The sequence below is a fragment of the Syntrophales bacterium genome (genome assembly GCA_023229765.1).
Classification (GTDB): domain Bacteria; phylum Desulfobacterota; class Syntrophia; order Syntrophales; family UBA5619; genus DYTH01.
The window spans coordinates 65,148-83,713 of record JALNYO010000012.1 but is presented as its reverse complement, the minus strand read 5'-3'; the positions used below and the strand labels follow the sequence as shown (position 1 = coordinate 83,713).

General features: G+C 54.8%; 15 protein-coding genes and 2 riboswitches. Of the genes, 5 read left to right on the top strand and 10 right to left on the bottom strand.

Annotated features, from left to right (window positions below; genetic code table 11):
• Nucleotide 1: 1 nt before the first annotated feature.
• Nucleotides 2–760 (top strand): nickel pincer cofactor biosynthesis protein LarB, encoded by a 759-nt coding sequence (gene larB / locus M0P74_08585; protein ID MCK9363639.1) that lies wholly within the window; start codon nt 2–4, stop codon nt 758–760.
• The gene (gene larC, locus M0P74_08580) at nt 757–1,941 is read left to right on the top strand and encodes a nickel pincer cofactor biosynthesis protein LarC (protein ID MCK9363638.1); all 1,185 of its coding nucleotides are present in this window, start codon (nt 757–759) and stop codon (nt 1,939–1,941) included. The genes larB and larC overlap by 4 nt, the downstream gene beginning before the upstream one ends.
• A 24-nt stretch (nt 1,942–1,965) precedes the next feature.
• On the opposite strand, the gene M0P74_08575 is transcribed toward larC, so the two are convergent.
• On the bottom strand, nt 1,966–2,814 hold the full coding sequence (locus M0P74_08575; protein MCK9363637.1) for a helical backbone metal receptor: 849 nt from the start codon (nt 2,812–2,814) through the stop codon (nt 1,966–1,968).
• 173 nt (nt 2,815–2,987) lie between these two features.
• The gene (locus M0P74_08570) at nt 2,988–5,054 is read right to left on the bottom strand and encodes a TonB-dependent receptor (protein MCK9363636.1); all 2,067 of its coding nucleotides are present in this window, start codon (nt 5,052–5,054) and stop codon (nt 2,988–2,990) included.
• A 31-nt stretch (nt 5,055–5,085) separates the two neighbouring features.
• A riboswitch (cobalamin riboswitch) is annotated at nt 5,086–5,267 on the bottom strand.
• A 231-nt stretch (nt 5,268–5,498) separates the two neighbouring features.
• Here M0P74_08570 and M0P74_08565 point away from each other — a divergent pair.
• Nucleotides 5,499–5,825, top strand: coding sequence for a hypothetical protein (locus M0P74_08565; GenBank protein MCK9363635.1), 327 nt, complete (start codon nt 5,499–5,501; stop codon nt 5,823–5,825).
• 200 nt (nt 5,826–6,025) lie between these two features.
• Here the strand turns inward: M0P74_08565 and M0P74_08560 are convergent, their stop codons facing one another.
• The gene (locus tag M0P74_08560) at nt 6,026–7,060 is read right to left on the bottom strand and encodes an iron ABC transporter permease (GenBank protein MCK9363634.1); all 1,035 of its coding nucleotides are present in this window, start codon (nt 7,058–7,060) and stop codon (nt 6,026–6,028) included.
• Nucleotides 7,061–7,073: 13 nt separating this feature from the next.
• Nucleotides 7,074–7,266: riboswitch (cobalamin riboswitch) on the bottom strand.
• Nucleotides 7,267–7,520: 254 nt separating this feature from the next.
• Here M0P74_08560 and M0P74_08555 point away from each other — a divergent pair.
• Both M0P74_08555 and M0P74_08550 read left to right on the top strand, forming a co-directional pair.
• On the top strand, nt 7,521–8,138 hold the full coding sequence (locus tag M0P74_08555; GenBank protein MCK9363633.1) for a lactate utilization protein: 618 nt from the start codon (nt 7,521–7,523) through the stop codon (nt 8,136–8,138).
• On the top strand, nt 8,135–10,315 hold the full coding sequence (locus tag M0P74_08550) for an LUD domain-containing protein (GenBank protein ID MCK9363632.1): 2,181 nt from the start codon (nt 8,135–8,137) through the stop codon (nt 10,313–10,315). The genes M0P74_08555 and M0P74_08550 overlap by 4 nt, the downstream gene beginning before the upstream one ends.
• A gap of 80 nt (nt 10,316–10,395) precedes the next feature.
• On the opposite strand, the gene M0P74_08545 is transcribed toward M0P74_08550, so the two are convergent.
• The 7 genes from M0P74_08545 to M0P74_08515 form a co-directional block, all read right to left on the bottom strand.
• Nucleotides 10,396–11,544 carry a sodium ion-translocating decarboxylase subunit beta gene (locus M0P74_08545; protein MCK9363631.1) on the bottom strand — a complete coding sequence of 383 codons (1,149 nt, stop codon included), beginning with the start codon at nt 11,542–11,544 and terminating at the stop codon, nt 10,396–10,398.
• A 3-nt stretch (nt 11,545–11,547) separates the two neighbouring features.
• Nucleotides 11,548–11,685, bottom strand: coding sequence for a hypothetical protein (locus tag M0P74_08540; protein MCK9363630.1), 138 nt, complete (start codon nt 11,683–11,685; stop codon nt 11,548–11,550).
• A 105-nt stretch (nt 11,686–11,790) separates the two neighbouring features.
• Nucleotides 11,791–13,554, bottom strand: a complete 1,764-nt coding sequence (locus M0P74_08535; protein MCK9363629.1) for a glutaconyl-CoA decarboxylase subunit alpha — start codon at nt 13,552–13,554, stop codon at nt 11,791–11,793.
• A 100-nt stretch (nt 13,555–13,654) separates the two neighbouring features.
• Nucleotides 13,655–14,818 carry an acyl-CoA dehydrogenase family protein gene (locus M0P74_08530; GenBank protein ID MCK9363628.1) on the bottom strand — a complete coding sequence of 388 codons (1,164 nt, stop codon included), beginning with the start codon at nt 14,816–14,818 and terminating at the stop codon, nt 13,655–13,657.
• 398 nt (nt 14,819–15,216) lie between these two features.
• Complete coding sequence (locus tag M0P74_08525) at nt 15,217–16,395, bottom strand: thiolase family protein (GenBank protein ID MCK9363627.1); 1,179 nt, start codon at nt 16,393–16,395, stop codon at nt 15,217–15,219.
• Between the two features lie 5 nt (nt 16,396–16,400).
• Entirely contained in the window at nt 16,401–17,657 is a 1,257-nt protein-coding gene (locus M0P74_08520; GenBank protein MCK9363626.1) for a thiolase family protein, read from the bottom strand.
• A 17-nt stretch (nt 17,658–17,674) separates the two neighbouring features.
• Nucleotides 17,675–18,562: a 3-hydroxyacyl-CoA dehydrogenase NAD-binding domain-containing protein gene (locus M0P74_08515; GenBank protein ID MCK9363625.1), complete on the bottom strand. Its 888-nt coding sequence runs from the start codon at nt 18,560–18,562 to the stop codon at nt 17,675–17,677.
• Nucleotides 18,563–18,566 lie beyond the last annotated feature (4 nt).

The following is an 18,566-nucleotide window of genomic DNA, read 5'->3' as shown; positions in this document are numbered from 1 at the left end:
TATGGACAAAAAAAGAATAGAGGAACTCCTTGAAGAGGTGAAGGCAGGCAATCTGCCGATCGCCGCTGCCATGGAACGTCTGCGCGGCCTCCCCTATGAGGAAATTGGCTATGCGAAGCTTGACACGCATCGCTCCCTCCGCAACGGGTTTCCCGAAGTAGTGTTCTGTCAGGGGAAAACACCCGAACAGGCCGCCCAAATCGTCAAGAAACTCTCCGAACAACATGAGAAAATCATTGCCACCCGTGTAGAAACTAACATTGCCGGCGCAATATCTGCCCTTGTTCCTGAGGCAACCTACTATCCGGTCGCGAGGATTATGATAGTAGATAAAACCATGGCAGACAGTACTGCCCCGGTTGTGAACGACAAGTACATTATGGTGCTGACCGGGGGAACAGCCGATATCCCCGTCGCGGAGGAAGCGGCAATTACCGCAGAGACAATGGGAAGCATTGTAGAGCGCTCCTATGACGTCGGGGTTGCCGGCTTGCATCGCCTTCTCTCTCAGAGGGACAAAATAATGCGGGCAAACGTCCTGGTCGTCGTCGCCGGCATGGAGGGAGCGCTGCCGAGCATCGTCGGCGGACTGGTTTCCCGACCGGTGATCGCGGTGCCGACGAGCATCGGCTATGGGGCAAATTTCGGAGGACTCTCCGCGCTTTTGGCAATGCTTAACTCCTGCGCATCCGGCGTCGTTGTCGTCAATATCGACAACGGCTTCGGGGCAGGCTACTTCGCACATCTGGTAAACAAATGAAAATCGCTTATTTTGACTGTTTCATGGGAATAAGCGGCGACATGACGCTCGGGGCGCTGATAGATGTGGGCGCAGATGCTGCAATATTTCGAGAGAGGCTCTCCGCACTCGGCATCGGCGGATATAAGATCGAAATAACGAAAAGGATAACCGGCGGCATTGAAGCCACAGACGTCAACGTGCTCCTCGAAGCTCACCAGCACACCCACAGACGTCTCTCGGATATACTTGGCATAATTGATAATTCAGGGCTTTCCGCCCGTGTGCGGGAAACAGCCGGACGGATATTCATGCGGCTTGCCAATGCGGAAGCAAAGGTGCATGGCAACAAACCCGAAGAGGTTCATTTTCATGAGGTCGGCGCTGTTGATGCGATCGTCGATATCGTCGGCGCCGTGATCCTCCTGGAACTTTTAGGCTGGCCGAAAGTGACAGCGAGCCCGATGCCCACCTTTTACGGATACACGAACGGGGCGCATGGCGTCATCCCCCTGCCCGCGCCGGCCACCGCCGAAATCCTGCGGGGCGTCCCCTGGCAAAAGCTCGATATTGAGGGCGAACTGGTAACGCCGACCGGGGCGGCCATCATCGCGGAGCTTGCCGCCGAGTTCGGCCATCTTCCTCAGATGGCAGTGAAGGCTATCGGTTACGGCGCTGGGAAAAGCGATTTCGGAACGGCAAATGTGCTGCGGGTAATGCTGGGCGAGGAAACAAAAGAGGATCTCTTGTCCCTGCCGCTTGTCTCGGTCGTTGAAACAAATATCGACGATTTAAATCCCGAGTTTTACGAGCCCGTTATGGAAAAGCTCTTCGCCGCCGGGGCACTTGACGTGTTCATGACCCCGATCATGATGAAGAAAAACAGGCCGGGGGTGTTGCTTGCGGCGATCTGCGAGCCAGGACGAGCAAAAACAATCGCGGATATAATTCTCACTGAAACATCTACCTTCGGGGTCCGAATATCGGTGTCGCAAAGGGTCTGTCTGGAGCGCCATCGTAAGGAAATAACTACTGAATTCGGGGAAGTGGGCATCAAGGTGGGAGAAAAGGACGGTCGCATAGTAACCGCCTCCCCCGAGTACGAGGACTGCAAAAAAGCGGCAAACGCCCACGCGGTTCCCATCCGGCTGGTTTACGAAGCAGCCCTCACCGCCTTTAGGAAACAATACGCAAGGCCTTAAAAATGTCAACGTCAGAAGGAAGCATTAAAGACAATCTGACATCTCTTGCAAAACACTGATTATCCTTGGACCGAGCCGGTAAACTGCCTCGTCAAGGAAAAAGACCTTCCCCTCCCGAACCGCGGGCAAAACAGCCAGCCTTTTGAGGAGGGGTTTGGCCCTTTCCCCCATCCCGTCCCCCTTTCCGAAAAAAAGCGCATCGGGCGCCAGACGGATAATCTCCTCCAGCGAGAACTTATTGTAACCACTCCCCCCGGCCGCGGCGATGTTTTCCATCCCGAGAATCTCAAAGGCATCATCCATGATCGTCCCCTTTCCCGCCGCCATGAACGGCAGGGACTGGACAACAAAGACCGCCTTTTTACTCCTTTTTTGCAGAAGCTCCTGTTTTCTTCTCTCAAAACCCCGCAGTTTATCCTCAAACCACCTCGCCCTGAGGTCTGCCTCCCGTCCCACGCCGAGGGCATCGCCGAGGCCGCGGATCGCCCCGGGAAGTTCATTTATCCGTCGCGCCTGAAAAATGTAGGTTTTTATCCCCATTTTTCGGAGGCGGACCTCCAGCGCCTGCGGATTTCCGTCCATTGTCATAACTACAAGATCGGGCTTCAGCGAAACGATGACTTCCAGGGAAGGATTGGCAAAACCGCCCACCTTCGGTTTGGAAGCGACCCCGGGAGGATAGTCGCAGTAATCGGTCACCGCGACGATCCGTTTTTCCAGGCCGAGATCGCAGATAATCTCCGTCAGATTCGGCGCCAGGGAGATAATCCGTTGCGGCGGGTAGTCAGCCATGACCTGCGGCGGCCCCACAAAGAAAGCCGCCATCACGCTCAGTATAATTATTATTTTCCCATGAAAAACAATACTTTTCATCTTTTTACCAAAAAATTGGCGTAACTACTCAGGTTGTTTAGACTGTAGTCTGTCAGGACTGCGCAAAGAACGAATCAATGCCCCCAACACCTTTTATGAACAGTAAGCTCCGCTTTCATCAAAGGATCCTAAACACCTACAGACTATCCACCTGAGTAGTTACTTTTGTTCTATTAAAACTCGCAGGAGAGCCCCCCCTTGAAGACAATCCCCGGCATCGGATAGTAGGTATTGGGACTCCAGGCGCCGCCATCGTAACCGTATGACGAATATTTCTGATCGGTCAGATTCTCCGCGCCTAAAAACAGCGTCGTTTTTATCTTCCCGAAGGTGGGACGGTAATATAGATAGAGGTTAAACAAGGTGCGCGACTCCAGCTTCTCCGTGCTGTTATCGTTGTCGCCGCCAAGGTAGGAATCCCCCGCATAGCGGATTTCCGGACGGAGGGTAACATTGAAGGGCAGGTATATTTCCGCGCCCGCGTTTGCCATCCGGTTCGGAACCATTGGAATCTCTTTTTTGTTGTTTGCCCCGTTTTCAAAGGTGGCCTTGTGATAGGTGAAATTGCCGTAAATCTTCGCCTTCTTTCCCAACAGATAGGAGAGGGATATTTCCGCGCCGTCATGCCGGGTCTTTCCGGTATTTTCGTTTTGTCCCGTCGGAAACACACCGGTGTAAACGATCTCATCCTCCATATCGACCCTGAACATGGTCAAGCCTATTTTCAAATCCTTGAGCGGATAAAATTCCGTTCCCACTTCTATGCTGGCGCCCCTTTCCTCTTCGAGGTCCGCCAGAAAGCCGCCGCCGAAACCATTAAAATAGGCGATCTCGTCGAGAAAAGGAATGCGGTAAACCGTTGCATATTTTGCAAACATCTTGGATTGTTTGCCAAAAAGCCAGGTCGCTCCGCCCTCGTAAGCCTCGACGCTGTAGTTTTTGTCCTTTCCGGAAAAATTGTTTGCCGGAGTGACCGAATCCGTGTTGTCTCCCTCAAGGTTCGCCCGTTCGTATCGATAACCGGCGTGCAGGATCAGATTTTTCACGACGCTGAATTCATCCCGGATATAGTAGCCAAGGCTGTCCCGTGCAAGATCGGCCCAGCTTTGCGTTACCGCTCTTTCCCTGGTCGTGAAGAACTCCTTGCTATACGATTCGCGATAGTAATCAATACCCAGCAGCAGCTTGTTGCCGAACCCGAAGACATCTTTCTCCAGGATGTATTTCGGCGTTATCCCGTAGGTGTCGATGCCGGTATCGGAATAGTGACCCCACCAGGACGGCATGTTGGCCTGCAGCTCTTTTTTGCCGTACAGAAAATTGACGCTCATCTCCCCCCAGGGACCAAGATACGACCTGACACCCAAATTGAGATCGGTATAATTATCGGCGCCATCGTCATCCGAAGACGCTGGCGTCCACAAACCGGCTGGCTGGTACTGCCGCCGATCCTGCTCCATCTGCGCCTTGGTAAGGGCGCCCGGCAACTGATAGTCCGTCTTGTTGAACCCCCCCCCCAGCGAAACATTGAAGAGCTCGCTCGCCTCGTAGCCGACATCAAAACTTCCGCCCTGGGAGGACAATTTCGAGCGGTCTCTGTACCCGGAATTGTAATTGTTCTCCCCGGTCAGCGCATAGCTCCATTTTTCGGAAGTACCGGCAAAGGAGACCCGCTCATCGTGCAACCCATAGCTTCCGGCAATTACAGAGGCGTTGAATTTCGGTTTTCCCTCGCCTTTTTTGGTAATGATGTTGATAACGCCGCCAACCGCCGCATCCCCATACAAAACGCTGCCGGCGCCGCGCACCACCTCAATCCTTTCCACATTGTTCAGCGGTATCTGCAGCCAGTTTGCCGAGGACATGTCGGGCCGGTTGAGCCGCCGACCGTCCAGCATTACCAGCGTCTTCCCGTAGGGAGAATCACCCCCGAACCCACGCATGTCTATGGATGTTTTGGAACCTGTGCCCGTGTAATCGACAAAATTTATACTTTCCAGCTTTTCCAGCGCCTCAACTATGGTCGTCGCCCCGGAGTTCTCGATCTGTTTTGCGGTGATCACCGAAACATTGGCCGGAACCCGGCGCACCTCCTCCGAGTCCCGCGTCGCCGTCACAACCACCTCCGGCATAACGGCGGCTTCGTCCGCGGCCTTGGGCATCGCCCCGTACCCGTGCACAGCGAAAGATCCCAAAAACGCAACAACAGACAACACCCTAAAAACTTTACCGAAATACATTTCTACCTCCCTGACCTTTCCTCGCGAAAAGTCGTTTTTTTATTCGCCGGACGAATATTCTGGCTTGCGTCTCCCTACTTGCCGCGCCTTCCCGGCTTTAAAAAAACCAGTGGCATAGTGCGGGGTTCGTCTCGCTTACAGATGCGGGGCAGCGCCGGCTTTCCACCGACTTCCTCGTTCCGACGAATGGCCGCCGAGCAGTGAAATCCTCGGCAGACCGGTTAATGGATGACGGTCAACGGCAACGTTGACCCCGTAAACATCTTTGATCCCCTTTTCGGTCAGCGCCTCCTCCGGCGTCCCCTGAGAATAAAAATTACCTTTATGCAAAAGGGCAATCCGGTCGCAGTAAAGCGAAGCCAGATTCATGTCATGCGTGGCGGCAAGCACGGTAAGCCCCGCTGATCCGCTAAGCGAGCGGATCAGCTCGAAAGCGCTGAGCTGATGGGCGATATCGAGCGAAGAGGTGGGCTCATCGAGGAGCAGCACCTCGGGCTGCTGTGCCAGCGCCCGGGCGAGCAGTACCCGCTGCCGCTCTCCGCCGCTCAGCGACTGGATCAACCGCGCTGCAAGCGGCAGGATATCCGTCGCCTCCATCGCCAAGCGGGCGACCTCCAGGTCGTTTCCGGATTCAAACTCGAATTTTCCCAGATGGGGGGTTCTCCCCATCAGCACCACCTCCTCGACTGTCAGAGGAAAAACCAGCGAGGCGTCCTGCGGCACAACCGCTATCAGCTTCGCAAGTTCCTTTCTTTTCATCTCGAAGACTGATTTTCCGCCGATTTTAATCACGCCTTCCCGCGGCGGGATTATCCCGTCGATCAGGTTCATCAACGTCGTCTTCCCGGCGCCGTTCGGCCCTAAAATTCCCCAGAACTCACCCTTTCGCACCTTCAGATTGATATCCCTCAGTATCCAGTTCTCACCATATTGAAAACTTACACCCTCAATCCCCAGTATCTCCATAGCAGCTATTTCGACCTCTTCATCAGATAGGCGAAGTACGGCGCCCCGCAAAGGGCGGTGATCACCCCTACCGGCAGCTCGGACGGGGCAATAACCGTGCGGGCAATGGCGTCGGCGACAATCAGGAATGCCCCGCCAAAGAGCAGCGAAGCGGGCAGCAAAAGCCGGTTATCGGAACCAAAGAGCATCCTCGCGATGTGGGGAATCATCAGTCCGACGAAGCCGATTATACCGCTCATCGACACCGCCCCCGCCGTCACGAGGGACGCCGCCAAAAGCAGCGTCATCCTTGTTTTTTTTACATTAATCCCCAATTGCAGGGCCGTATCCTCGCCGGCAAGCATGATATTGAGATCCCGGGCATTCATAAACATTAGGATGAAACCGGCAATCATTAACAGCGCGGCCAGCAGGATATCTTTTTTCTCCGCCATCCCCAGATCGCCCATCAGCCAGAAGATGACGCCCTGCAGCCGCTCACTGCCGGCTACCGCAACAAGAAACATGATCAGTGCGGAAAAAAACGCATTGACGATAACGCCGGAAAGGAGAATCCTGTCCGTTCTGCGTTCAGCAGAGGAACCGGAAAGCCCCCATACCAGAAGTATCGAGGAAATTCCGCCGATGAAGGCAACCGCTGTGACGCCGAACGGAAGCGAATCCAAACCGAGGGTGATGGCCACAATCGCGCCGGCGGCGGCGCCGCCGGAAACGCCGAGGATGTATGGATCGGCAAGCGGATTGCGCAAAATACCCTGGAAAACGACCCCGGAGCAGGAAAGAGAGGCCCCGACAATGCCGGCAAAAATGATCCTGGGAATACGGATGGAAAATAGGATGGCGCGCTCGGATTCCGACAGTTGAGACTGCGCGTCGGAAAAGGGGAAAAGAGAAAAAATGCCTTTAAAAACAGAGGAAACGTCGAACGGCGTCGGCCCCGCAAAAAGGGCAAGCAGAAAAACTGCGGCGAGAACCGCAAGCAAAAAGATAGAGACCCGGAATATTCTTTTCAGGGTCAAATGTGACTCACCGTATGGCAAGATCATCCTCCCGCGAGAATAAAGTTGGCGGATCCGTTTTCCGGCTTCGGGCCTCCTACTCACCCGCCTTCCCCCCGCGACTTTCTCGCAAGAGTGGCATCATGGGCTTTCGTTCCCTTCACGGCTGCGGGGCAGCGGGGGCTTCGCACCCCCTTCCTCTGATTCGCCAAGATCTTATAACGCGAAGTTCGTCTATAAAATAATCACACCTTTGTCAAGCCCGAAGAATCTGTCTGGTTGTCAACAAAAGCTGGCTATGCGTTAAATATCAGTTGCTTAATATTTTACTACTGCTATTTCCTGTCGGCAACGGATTTGCCCCTTGCGCATGGGGAGTTTCCGTTTGACAAAGCCTCGCTTTCTCCGCTATACGTCAGCGGGTTCGCTCAATGATGGACCTTGCCGTGGGGAAAAGACCAAATTATCAGATTTTCCCCTTGAAACTGGGAGGCTGGGAAACATGAAAAAAACCAACGGAGAGTGGAAAAGGCATCTCCCCGCAGGGGGTTTCGGGGCGCACCTCTTTCCCGAGTTCGAGAAAAGGGCAAAGGCGGCGGCAACCGAGGTATTCCGGGTAAAGACGCATCTGGAGGCAACCCAACTCGTTTTAACGCTTGCCCGACAAGCCGGCGCCCGCAAGGTTGTCGCAACAGAGAGCCCCCTGCTGGATGAGGCAGGGCTAAAGGACGCCTTCACTGCGGCAGGAATTGAATTTTACGATGTTCAGGATGATATCGCCGCTAACGCGCCAACGGCGGACATCGGCATCTCCGGCGTAGAGTTCGGGATAGCGGAAAGCGGCAGCGTCTGTCAGGACGCATACTCGATAGAAAGCCGTCTGGTTTCGACTCTCCCCCCTCTTCATATCGCCTTGCTTGACAGCAATCTCATCGTTCCGGGGATCAGCGAGGCGTTTGCAATCCTTGCCAAGGCCTTCGAGCGCGGTTACGTTACCTTTATAACGGGGCCAAGCCGCACGGCAGATATTGAAGTGGTATTGACCATCGGCGTGCATGGGCCGGTTCGCCTGGTGATAATCGCCCTCGATGAGATCCAGGCAGAAGGAAGTGCACAATGAGCGGCGAAAAACGTAATCTTCATAAAGAGATAAGGGAAAAACTGTTAGAAGAACCCCTGCGCGCCAACCTCGGTAAATTTGCCAAACGGTATCCGGCGACCCGGGCCGCCGCCCTGGAAAACGCGGGAGATGTGGAAGCCCTGCGCGAGGCGATCCGAAAAATGAAGGCCGCTGCCGTTGACCGGATCGAGGAAATTGCCGCTCAATTCGAGGCGGAGGCAATGAAGCGGGGCGTAAAGGTCTTTCGGGCAAATAACGGAGATGACGTAAAGCGCTATATCGTTGATCTTTGCAAAAAACATGACGTCAAACGAATCATTAAATCCAAGTCGATGGCCTCCGAGGAGATAGACTTAAGCCCGTATCTCAGAAAAAACGGCTTGCACGTCTGCGAATCGGACATGGGGGAATGGATCATCGACCTTGCCGGCCACCGCCCGTCGCATATGGTGATCCCCGCCATTCATTTGAGCCGCTTCCAGGTGGCCGAACTTTTTTCCAAAGAGATGGGCAAGGAGCTGCCGCCGGACATCCCCTTTATGATCAGGTCCGCCCGCGAGCATCTCCGTCAGGAATTTCTCAATGCCGACATGGGGATAACCGGGGCCAATTTCGGCATCGCCGAAAACGGCGCGATCGGACTTATCACCAATGAGGGAAACGCCCGCTTTGCTACCACCCTTCCTCGCATCCACGTGGTCGTCATGGGCTATGAGAAGCTGCTCCCCAAAATGACCGACGCGGGGCTGATCCTCAAGCTGCTGCCGCGGGGGGCAACCGGCCAGCTAATGACAAGCTACACATCCTTCATCGGCGGTCCGTCGCCGATGATGGTAAGTAAGGAAGGCCGCTGGGTTGAAGAAACACGGGAAATGCACATTATCCTCCTCGACAACAATCGCCTGAAATCTGCAAAAGACGACCGTTTCAAAGAGGTTTACCAATGCGTCCGCTGCGGCTCCTGCCTCAATGTCTGCCCTGTTTACACGATCGTTGGCGGTCACGTCTATGGCGGCCATACCTATGCCGGCGGCATCGGGGCAATTCTGACGGCGATGACGAGCGGCATGGCCGATTTCGAGAAGTTTCATGAACTTTGCATCGGCTGCCGCCGGTGCGTGGAGGTCTGCCCCGGCAAGATCAACATCCCCGGACTCATCGAGGAGCTGCGGGTAAGGGCGGTGCAGCAGCATGGCCTGCCGTTCGTGACCAGGCAGCTTTTCGAAAACGTCATGGCCAACCGCAAGGTTTTCCACGCCCTGCTGCGGGCCGCTTCCGTGACCATGAAACCCTTTGCTTCCGGGAAAAACAAGACGCTCATCCGCCATCTGCCGCTGTTTTTCTCAGGCCTGGCAAAGGACCGGAGCCTGCCGGCAATTGCCGAAAAACCCCTGCGCGATCGTGTAGCTGTCATCACAAAGAAGCCGGACCAGCCAAAAGGAAGGGCCGCTTTCTTCAGCGGATGCACGATGGACTTCGTCCTTCCGGAAACAGGGGAGGCGATTATCAAGGTACTCGAAGATTTGGGATATGAGGTAGTCTTTCCGCTTGGACAAAGCTGCTGCGGAAAACCGATCAGCGCGACCGGGGATCTGGAGACTGCCAAAAAAATCGGCCTGCTCAACGTCAAGGCATTTGATGCCGAGCAGGCCGATGTGATTGTCTCCGGCTGCCCGACCTGCGTCGAAACTCTCGAAAGTTACGGCGAGCTGCTGAAGGACAACCCGGAGTGGCGGGGCAAAGCCGCTATTTTTTCCAGTAAGGTAAAAGAATTCAGCAGTTTTGTCGCCGCTGAATATGAAAAACGAGGTCGGCTGCAGAAGACCACCGGCGGCCCGGCGGTTACCTATCACGACTCCTGCCATCTTAAACGCGTACTCGGAGTTTCCGAAGCGCCCCGCAAGCTTCTCGAGGCCGCCGGCTGTGACCTGCGCGAAATGAAGGATTCAGACAAATGCTGCGGCATGTCGGGCGTTTTCGGGCTGAAATACGTCGAGCTTTCGATGAAGATTCTGGATCAGAAGATGAAAAACGTCAAGGACACCGGCGCCGGGATCGTCGCCTGCGCCTGTTCCGGATGCATGGTTCAGTTGCAGGGCGGGGTTGACAAGCAGCTTCCGGGCATTCAGATGAAACACATTGCCGACATTTTGGCGGAACGCCTCAAAGAAAAGTAGCGCCCGGGAAACGCCAACTCCCCCTGTCCCTCTCACCTCGCGGAAGAGTAACAGGGGGAGAGAAAATCTCTCCTGACGGTTCAGTGGATGATTCCCATCCCCGCAAGAACTGAAAGCATTACCGCCGCGGCAACAACCGAACCAATCTGACCGCCGGCGTTGGCGCCCATCGCGTGCATCAGGAGGTAACTCTTTTTATTCCACTTGGCGCCTTCGCGCTGGACAACGCGCGCGGCCATCGGAAACGCGGAGATGCCGGCCGCCCCAATCAGGGGATTGACCTTTCCTCCCGTTGCAACGCTCATCAGCTTGCCGAACAGTACGCCGCACACCGTGTCGAGGCAAATTGCCAAAAATCCGAGCGCCAGAATGATTAGTGTCTCTGTTCTGATGAAGGCGCTGCCGACCATTGTCGCACCGATCGTGAGACCGAGGAAAAGCGTTACGATATTGGCTATTTCATTCTCCGAGGCCTTGGTAAGACGGCTTACCACTCCGGATTCCCGCATCAGGTTGCCAAGCATGATCGTCCCGAGCAGTGGCAACCCCTTGGGGGCGATAATGCCGCCCAGGATCGTTATAACGAGAGGGAAGAGCATTTTTGTCGTCTTGGAGACCGGCTTGGCAACGGACTTCATAACTATTTCCCGCTCTTTTTTGGTAGTAAGCAGTCTCATGATCGGCGGTTGCAGAATCGGCACCAGCGACATGTACGAATAAGCCGCGACGGATACGGCGCCCAGCAGGTGCGGGGCGTATTTTGAAGTGACATAAATAGCCGTCGGCCCGTCGCAGGCGCCGATAATCCCGATTGCAACCGCATCTAATTGCGGAAATCCGAGCGCCAACGCCAGAAGCAGCGTCAGAAAAATCCCGAACTGCCCGGCGGCGCCCAGCAGAAAGGTCGAAGGCTGGGCAAGCACAGGACCGAAATCAGTCATCGCCCCAATGCCAATGAAGATCAGAAGCGGAAAGAGTTCCGTCGCGATTCCGGCATTGTACAAAGACCTGATAAACCCTTCCTGGCTCATAACATCGGAAAGGGGAATATTGACCAGAATGCAGCCAAATCCGATCGGGACCAAAAGCAGCGGCTCGCAGTCCTTTTTAATCCCCAGATACAGCAAGACAAAGCCTGCCAGAATCATGACGGTATTGCGCCAATCGACGGCAAGCATCTGAAATCCGACGGTGAGGCCGCCCAGCCCACTCATAATCGCGTCCACCATCGCCTAAGCCTCCTTTTTCACGGGTTTTTCCGGAAACAGTTTCCCCAGAAGAGCCATCACCAGACTCATGAGCCAGAGAACAACGATCGTTCCCCCCATTCCGCAGACCAGCATCGTAATCCCAAACGTTACATTATCCATACAGTCTCCCCTTTATCGGTCCCCTGCGAATCAAGCCCAATTCTTAATATTGTTTTTCCCCCTCCGGTAAAGGAGGGGGAAAAGGTGAGGATGGGAAATAATAAATCAGACCGGTCGGGGAAGCCCCTTGACAACCTGAGCTCTGATCAGCCGCGGCAACATCATGTGGTGACGCGGACAAATGGAACGCGGATTCTGGTAAACCCCGTTGGCAAAGGCCACCATGTAGCGGCGAAGCTCCCCGAAGCGCACCACCTCGTCAACGAACCCGGCTTTGGCGCAGTAAAAAGGCCGGGATGTTTCTTCATAATGTTTGACCATCTCGTTCATCTTGTCGATCACCGGCCCCAGCGGACGACCGGCGTCTTTTTCCTTTACCAGCCGGCGGGCATAGCTCGCCGCGGCAGCGGTCTCTCCGTGCATGACATCGATTTCCGTTGACGGAACGCCCAGTGTAAAGGCGTTGTTATTGTTACCCGTCGGCCCCCCCATAACGTAATGGGCCGCCGCCGTACCCTTGCGGAGCACAACCAGCAGCATCGGCACCTCAGTCTGTTCTATGGAATAGTTCAGCGACTGCCCCAGTCCCAGCAATTCCGCCTTTTCCGCCGTATCCCCGACATCGATCCCCGACGTGTCCTGGAACCAGACTATCGGAACACGATCCCGGCCGCACTGGGTTACAAACTCATTCATCTTGATCAGCCCCTGACGGTAGAGCTTGCCGCCGACACCGATATACTGGTTTGTGTATTCGGGATAATTCGGGATCAGGCCCTGCCGGTTGCCGATCACCCCGAGCAGGAATCCATCCACCTTGACCAATCCCGTATAAACCTCCGGGCCATAACCGGGGCGAAACTCCAGATTCTCGGAATTATCGACCAGGCGCGCGAGAACATTGTCAAAATCGTAACCGGATTTCTGGTTCATGGGAACAATCGAGGAAATCTCCTCCGGCTTGAACTTCGGTTCGGCAGGGGGAGCGACCTGAAAAAAGCGGGGATTATAGGCAGGCATTTCCGCCATGTACCCCTTGAGGGCATCAAGAACCTCGGTCTCCTTATCGAAAACGGCGGTAAAAAACCCTGTCTCATCGTAATGAATCTTGGCGCTTCCCGGCGGCTCCTCCTTGAAGTGCCTCGTCGCCTCGATCAGCGCCTCCGCGCCCTCTTCGTCAAAGGAACCTTTCGGGCTCATCCCGCTGACGATTCCCCCACCCCCGACGGCGATATTGGCATTCTTGTGGGCGAGCAAAATCGTCGGGCTGATGCCCTGGTAGCCTCCTCCCGCCGGGTTCGTCCCATAAATCCCCGCCAGTACCGGTATCCCCATCTGCTCCAATTCCGCATGGCGGAAAAAGGTTGTTCCCCCGCCGCGGCGGCCCGCGTAAACCTTTTCCTGTTCCGGCAAATTCACGCCGGAGCAGTTCACCAGCCAGACCAAGGGCAGGTTCAGGTTCTTGGCAAGATCGGTCACAAGGAGCATGTTATCCGACTGCCCGGCGATCCATGCCCCCGCCATCCATTTGTTGTTGAACCCGACCAGAACACACCATTTTCCGGAAATTCTCGCCAGGCCATCGACTATATTCGTGCTTCCCGAGGTCTCATGGCCCGGATCAAAAATCGTATGCAGCGGGCAGAAGGTCCCCGGGTCAACGATATAATCTATACGCTCCCATATCGTCATCTCCCCGCGCTGATGAACCTTTTCCACCGGCAGACCGTAGTTCTTAATCCGCTCGGCTTCTTCATCGATTTTTGCCATAACCGCCTCGGCCTGCGCCGCACTTTCCTTCATTCTGTCTATCTGCGCCGGACGAAGAGGTTTGCCGAAATCGTCCATTTTTTCGAAATATGGTCTCATTATTATCTTTCCTCCCAAGAAACTGAATCTTATTTTAACCCTGAATAGAGCCTGGCCTCGTCGGCACCTTTTTCCTCAAGCAACTGAAATGCATGCAAAATCAGCGGTTTGCCTTGCGGATTCCCAGTTGATCCTGAGCCAGGATGAACTTGCAGACATTGGCCGAACCCTCCACCATGGCATAGGTTGGCGCATCGCGATAATAACGGGCAACGGGATACTCCGTGGAATATCCATAGGCGCCGAGAATCCGCATCGCGTACTGCGACGCCTTGTAGGCAAGTTCTCCGGACAGATATTTTGCCAGGGCCACTTCCTGATTGTTGTTTAAGTCGCCCTGATCCTTCTGCCAGGCCGCTCGATAAACCATATAACGGGCTGCTTCCGTCTCGGCGACAAGCTGCGCGATCATATCCTGATTCATCTGAAAATTGCCAATCGGCTGACCGAACTGCTCTCTTTCCATGGCGTATTTCGTAATTACATCGAGGCAGGCCTGAGCCAACCCTATTCCCCCTGCCGCCGCCGAAAGCCGCGATTGAGCCAGAGAGCTGAAGACAATCTTGGCGCCGTCTCCCGGCTGTCCCAGGATGTTTTCCTTCGGCACCCGGGTATTTTCCAGAATGATCTCCCCGGTAGGCGAGGAACGCGACCCCAGCTTGTCCAGATCGGTCACGGTTATATCGTTGAAATTGTCCAGTTCGAGAACAAAGGCCGACAATCCCCTGCCCTTCGCGGCCCGATCAGTATATGCATAGAAGATATTCACTCCACCGATTGTCGCGTTCGAGATCCAGGTTTTCGTGCCGTTGAGGAGCCAGTGATCACCCTTGTCCTCCGCCGTTGACCTGATCGCCATGACGTCGGAGCCCGCCTGCGGCTCGGTAATGGCAAACGCCCCCAGCGTTTCGGCCGTCACAAGCTTATTGATGTACTTCTTTTTGAGTTCCTCCGAGCCGTAGCGGTAAATGGTAAAGGCGCAGCCCAGCTCCTGCATGTTTATCTGGACACGCAACGAACTCGACGCACGGGCAATCTCTTCCGTAATAATCATCGCCGCCACCCAGCCCATGTTGTTGCCGCCGTACTCCTCCGGGATAACCGTGCCGAAAAGCCCCATATCCCCCATCGGCTTGATCACTTCCTTGTAAGGGAAATAGTGATTTGCATCCCACTCATCCGCAAACGGAGCGATCTTCTCCGCGGCGAAAGACCGCACCGTATCCCTTAACATAACCAGCTCTTCCGATAATCCAAAGTCCATTTTCAATCTCCTTTTCTACGATTTATTAACGACCCGCGCCCTGCGGGGCGATTTCTCAAAGAGAAACTTCTGCTAACATGCCTTATACTTTAAGCATGTTGCATAAAAGTTGCCCGGAAGAAGAACAGCAGACCCAGTCACTAAATCCAACAAGGTTTTGCTTTGCCCGTTCTCATAGCACAATCATCCGCTTTTTAAAATATAAATATCGGCGGCTTCAACTCTTGCGCCGGGGGTAAAAATGTTAATCAAAATAGGCAATTGCAAAACTCCATGTCATGCCCGAATGCTTTTGTCGGGCATCCATGATTTCAAATAGTTAAAAACTGGATTCCCGCCCAGAAGCGTCGCGGGAATGACAGCGTTGGGAGTTTTGCAATTACCTCAAAAGACAGTTTTTATACACTTTCAATAACGACGGAAAGCGACTGACCGCCAAGGGCTCCGACATTTATCAGCCCCCGCCGACCCCTTTGCGCCCTTAATCTGCTGATCAGGCGAACGGCCATAACACCCCCGGTCGCCGCCCCGGGATGACCAAAGGAAAGGCTGCTTCCGTCCACGTTTATCCTGCCCGAAACCGCTTCGCCCAGCGTATTTTCCACGGCAAGGGCGTATGCCGCAGACGGGGAATGAATGTCAAAGAAATCAATATCTTCAAGGCATATATTACACATAGCAAGCGCCTTGTTTATCGAACGAACAGTCGTCTTCTCCAGCAAGAGGGGACTGCCCGCCGCAACCCCGAAACCGGCCATTCTCGCCAAGGGCTTGCATCCCAGTTCCTCTGTCCTGTCCGCCGACAGCATGACAAGTGACGCCGCTGCATCAGCCCAAGGCGCAAGACTCGCCCTCGTCGCATAGCCGCTCTCTCTTACGGGCGGCAACCCTGACAGCTCCTTAAGGGTGGCCCTCTCAGGAGGATCATCAGCGGTTACAGAATCCTCTTTGCCCTTATGCTTTACCGTCGCCGGCGCTATCTCTGCGGAAATTTCTCCGGCGGCAAGCGCCGCGAGGCGCTTCTGGCGATCCTGCAAAACATGCATATCCAGATTTTTTCTGTCCAATCCACAGCGCTTGGCAATCTCGTCGGCAAGAGCCACCGCCGTCAGTTCCCCATATTTTTCCCGAGGCTGGGCGTTCGTCTCAACCTCTGTTTTCGGATCATGAAAACAAAGCTCCCCCGGCCATATCCGGTAGCGGGGGTGAAAAATGTAATACTGCGCCATGCTGTAACTATCAACGCCACCCACGAGCACCCCGCTGTATTCATCCCCGACAAGCTTGTTGAACCCGCTGATCATTGTCTGCAGGGCGCCCGCGCAAAGGGTGTTGAGGGTGTAGCCTGCCGGCTCTTCACTCAGACCGGCCAGCGTCCAGGCGTGCCGGCCGACATTCGCCGGCAGACTGCTCTGCAGGGACTGGCTGTAAATGCACATGTCGAGCACCCCGGAATCCAACCTCGCCTCTTCCACCACGGCCTTCATCGTCAGCGCCGCCAAATCCTGAACCCGGACAGTCTTCAGGGAACCAAGATATTTTCCGATCGGGCTTCTTTGCGCGCTTACAAAAAACACCTCCTTCAATAGACATCTCCTTCCTGCCTTTTTTCTCTCTGACGCTCGATAATCAGCGCTCCGCCGATCCCTCCCGCGCAGCAGAGGGTGGCAAGCCCATAGCGGCCATCGTTTCTCTCCAGGCCGTAAAGCAGCTTCGTCGTAATTATGCAGCCGCTGGCGCCCAGCGGGTGGCCTAGGGCGATCGCGCCGCCCCAGAGGTTCACCTTTTTATCAAACCACTCGTCATTTACACCGTACACATTTTTCCATTCCCTCATTACGGCGAGGCTCTGACCGGCAAACGCCTCGTTGAGCTCCACTATATCCAGATCGGTAAATTCCAGCCCGGCCTTCTTCAGGGCAATCGCCGTCGCCGGAACGGGGCCCCTACCCATAATGCGCGGATCAACCCCGGCAACCCCGCAGGCAACTATCCGCGCCCTTGGCGTCACGCCGAGTTCCCTGGCCTTTTTAGCTGACATTATAATGGCAACCGCCGCCCCGTCGTTTCTTCCGGAGGAGCTTCCCGCCGTCACCGTACCGTCTTTTTTGAAAACAGGCTTGAGCTTTGACAAACCTTCGAGCGTCACATCCCGGCGCGGAAATTCGTCAACAGCAAAGACGCCCTCGCTTCCTTCCGATTTTTTATACCGCACCGGGACGATTTCGGCCCTGAAGTCCCCCCGGTCTATCGCCGCAACCGCCAGCCTCTGGCTGCGCAGGGAAAAAAGGTCCTGTTCGGCGCGCGATATATTGTGGAGTTCAACGAGATTTTCCGCGGTTATCCCCATCGGGATATGACCGTACCGCTCCACCGGGGCCGCTCCCGGTCCCCCTGCCGTAATGGAATCGAGCAGTTTTACTTCTCCGTTGCCAAAGGCCTGGTTGGCCGCATCGGAGAGAAAAAACTCCCCCCCGCTCATCCATTCCACGCCTCCCGCCAGGATAACGTCGGCAAAACCATTTTTGATGAACTCGTACCCCTCGATTATCGAAAGCATTCCCGAGGCACAGGCAATGGTGTCGGTAAAGGCCGGCGTTTCCTCGGGAAGTCCGATTGCAAAGACCAGATTGCGCGCCGTATTCGCGGCAATCGTGCTTTGCTTTACATGCCCCATGATTACATAATCATAGGCCTCCGGTTTTATCCTTGCGGCGTTTCTCTCCACAATTGCCTTTGCCGTCTGCCCCAGCAGGTCCATAAACGGAACATCCTTTATCGTCCCGCCGTGTCTGCCGATGGCGCTTCTGGCCATGTCAACGATTACGACATCCTGCATCTCATAAACCTCAATCCTTAAAAATCCACATCATTTCGCGGTTTTTTCTCACCTGATGTGTAATCATACCAGCCCTTGCCGGTTTTTCTTCCCAGATCGCCGCTCTGAACGAGTTTTTCAAGGGTCAGGTTTGGCCGCCACTTGACATCCTTGTAACCATCGTGCAACGTCCTGGCCACAGCCAAGCCGACGTCAAGACCGACAAAATCGGCCAGTTCGAAGGGCCCCAGCGGATGTTTAAGGGCAAGCTTCAGGGCCTTGTCGATATCCTCGATACTGGCAACCCCTTCCGTCATGCAATTATAGGCCTCATTGCGCAGGGCGCTGTTGATCCGGTTGACCAGAAATCCGGGGACATCCTTTACCCGGACACCCTCCTTGCCCATCCTCTTTACGATCCCCATGATAGTCTCCACGGTTGCGGCAGATGTCTTCAGCCCGCTGATGATTTCCACAAGCTCCATAACCGGCACGGGACTGAAAAAATGCATGCCGATAAACCGGTCGGGGCGTTTTACCGCTGATGCCAGCTTTGTAATTGATATAGAGGAGGCGTTTGTCGCGAAAATTACCTCGGGTCGGCAAACGGCGTCGAGCGCTGCAAAAATTCCCTTCTTGACATCAAAATTCTCGAAGGCCGCCTCAACCACAAAATCAACCCCGGCGGCATCCTCCAGATGAACACTCGTCGTTATCCCTGCCAATAGCGCGCTCTTCTTTTCTTCATCGAGTTTTCCCATGGCAATTAGACGGCCCAGATTATTTGCTACCGTCATCACCCCGCGTCCGGCAAGTTCCGGCGATGTATCGTTCAGAACAACATCGTATCCCGCCTGCCTTGCAACCTGGGCAATCCCCGCTCCCATAAACCCGGAACCGACAACCATCATTTTCCGTATATCCATATAG